Source organism: Streptomyces sp. CB00316, from assembly GCF_001905595.1.
Lineage (GTDB): Bacteria > Actinomycetota > Actinomycetes > Streptomycetales > Streptomycetaceae > Streptomyces.
The window spans coordinates 1-3,092 of the sequence record NZ_LIXI01000026.1 but is presented as its reverse complement, the minus strand read 5'-3'; the positions used below and the strand labels follow the sequence as shown (position 1 = coordinate 3,092).

Below are 3,092 nucleotides of genomic sequence, written 5' to 3'. Positions count from 1 at the left end.
CTTCCGCCTCGACTGGACGCCGGCATCCGGTGCGGTCGTTGACGTTCCGCAGACGGTCGCGCTGGAGGGCCACGACGTCCTCGGCCTGACCGACATCCTGCGCGATGCCGGTGTCACCGTCGAATCTGCCTCGTCCGCATCCGAAGCGCCTGATGTGGTGCTGATTCCGGTGGTGGGTGAGCCGGCGGGGGATGTCACGGATGTGGTGCGGGCGTTGACGTCGCGGGTGCTGGGGCTGGTGCAGGAGCGTTTGTCGGACGGGCGGTTCGCGGAGTCCCGGTTCGTTTTCGTGACGCGTGGTGCGGTGGGCGGCCAGGACCTGGCGGCGGCCGCGGTGCGTGGTCTCGTACGGTCCGCGCAGTCGGAGAACCCCGGATGCTTCGGGCTCATCGACCTGGACCCGACCGAAACCATCACCCTCCCATCGGCCGCGCTGCGCGCGGACGAGCCCCAGCTCATCATCAGGAACGGCGACGTCCTGGCTGGCCGTGTCGTACGTCAACCCCTCACGGAGCACGACGCGGGCCTCGTGTGGGCCGGTGAGGGCAGTGTGCTGATCACTGGTGGTACGGGTGGTCTGGGTGCGGTGACGGCGCGGCATCTGGTGGTTGAGCACGGTGTGCGGCGGTTGTTGCTGGTGAGTCGTAGCGGTCTCGGTGCTGAGGGTGCCGAAGCGCTGGTCGATGAGTTGACGGAGCTGGGCGCCGAGATCGTGGTCGAGGCGTGTGACGTGTCGGACCGGGGTGCTCTGGAGCGGGTGCTGTCCCGGCACGAGGTGTCGGCCGTGGTGCACGCGGCGGGTGTGCTGGACGACGGTGTGGTGGGCTCGCTCACCCCGGAACGGCTGGACAAGGTCCTGCGGCCCAAGGCCGACGCCGCATGGCACCTGCATGAACTGACACGCGACCAGAACCTGTCAGCCTTCGTCGTGTTCTCTTCGATCGCCGCGATGTTCGGGAGTGCGGGGCAGGGCAATTACGCGGCGGGCAACGCGTTCCTGGATGCGTTGATGGAGCGTCGTCGGGCGGAGGGTCTGCCGGGTGTGTCGCTCGCCTGGGGTCCGTGGGACCAGTCGGGTGGGATGACGGGGACCTTGACGGATGCTGATGCGGAGCGGATGGCGCGTGCGGGTGTGCCGGCGTTGTCGGTGGGCCTGGGTGTGGCGCTGTTCGATGCGGCTCTGGCGTCGGGTGGTGCTGTGGTGGCGCCGGTGCGGCTGGATCTTCCGGTCCTGCGTGCGCAGGGTGAGGTGCCGCCGTTGTTGCGTTCGCTGATCCGGGTGCGGTCGCGGCGTGCGGCTGCGGCGGCGGGTTCGGCGACGGCTGCGGGGCTGGTGGAGCGGCTGGCCGCGCTCAGTGTCGTCGAGCGTCAGGAAGTGCTGGTGGACCTGGTTCGCGGGCAGGTCGCCCTCGTACTCGGTCATGCTGACGGCAACGCGGTCAATCCCGGCCGCGCCTTCCGCGACCTGGGCTTCGACTCCCTCACCGCGGTCGAGCTGCGCAACCGCCTCAACACGGCCAGCGGGCTGCGACTGCCGGCCACGATGGCCTTCGACTACCCCACCGTCCAGGCTCTCGTGGACCATCTCCTGGAGGAGCTGCTGGGTGCGGACGCACCGGAGGTTCTGCCGGTGGCGGCAGGCCTGCCCGGCCGGGGGATCGCCGATGACCCGATCGTGGTCGTGGGGATGAGCTGCCGGTATCCGGGCGGGGTCGCCTCGCCGGAGGACCTGTGGCGGCTGGTCACCGAGGGCGCCGACGCCGTGTCCGGCTTCCCGACGAACCGGGGCTGGGACCTCGACGGGTTCTACGACCCTGACCCCGACCACAAGGGCACGTCGTACACCCGTCACGGCGGGTTCCTGCACGATGCCGGCGCGTTCGACCCCGCGTTCTTCGGCATGTCGCCCCGCGAGGCCCTGGCGACGGACTCGCAGCAGCGGCTGCTGCTGGAAGCCTCCTGGGAGGCGATCGAGACGGCCGGGATCGACCCGGTCTCGCTCAAGGGAACCGCGACCGGTGTGTTCGCGGGCGTGATGTACAGCGACTACGGCATCGTGCTGCAGGGACCCGAGTTCGAGGGCTTCCAGGGAAGTGGCAGCGCGGGAAGCGTGGCCTCGGGCCGGGTGTCGTACGCGCTGGGGCTGGAGGGTCCGGCGGTGACGGTGGACACGGCGTGTTCGTCGTCGCTGGTGGCGATGCACTGGGCGATGCAGGCGCTGCGCAGCGGTGAGTGCTCGCTGGCGCTGGCCGGCGGTGTGACGGTTATGTCGACTCCCGGAACCTTCGTGGAGTTCTCGCGTCAGCGGGGTCTGGCCCCTGATGGCCGGTGCAAGGCGTTCTCGGAGTCGGCCGATGGTGTCGGCTGGTCGGAGGGTGTCGGGATGCTGGTGCTGGAGCGGCAGTCGGACGCGGTTCGTAACGGTCACGAGATCCTGGCGGTGGTGCGGGGTTCGGCGGTCAACCAGGACGGTGCGTCCAACGGTCTGACCGCCCCGAACGGTCCTTCGCAGCAGCGGGTGATCCGTCAGGCGCTGGCCAGTGGTGGGCTCACACCGGATGATGTGGACGCCGTCGAGGCGCACGGCACCGGCACCACCCTCGGCGACCCGATCGAGGCGCAGGCATTGCTGGCCACGTATGGGCGGGACCGTGATCCGGAGCGTCCGTTGTTGCTGGGTTCGGTGAAGTCCAACCTGGGTCACACGCAGGCTGCTGCCGGTGTCGCGGGTGTCATCAAGATGGTGATGGCGATGCGACACGGTGTCGTACCGCAGACCCTCCACGTGAGCGAACCGTCCTCGCACGTCGACTGGTCGGCGGGGGCGGTGGAACTCCTGACACGGCCGACGCCCTGGCCGGAGACGGACCGGGTGCGGCGTGCGGGTGTGTCGTCGTTCGGGATCAGTGGGACGAACGCGCACGTGATCCTGGAGCAGCCGTCTCCGGTGATCCGGGGCACGGTGGTCACGGACCCCCTTGTGAAGGAGCCGGCGGTGGTGCCGTGGGTGCTGTCCGGCAAGACCCCCGAAGCGTTGCGCGGTCAGGCCGCCCGGTTGCTCTCCTCGATCCAGGCGCGTCCCGAACTGCGGC

General features: G+C 69.8%; 1 protein-coding gene. It reads left to right on the top strand.

All coding sequences use genetic code 11. The features are described from left to right. Nucleotides 1-3,092: type I polyketide synthase (locus tag AMK21_RS33510; RefSeq protein WP_143194927.1), on the top strand; the 3,092-nt coding region annotated here is incomplete at both ends.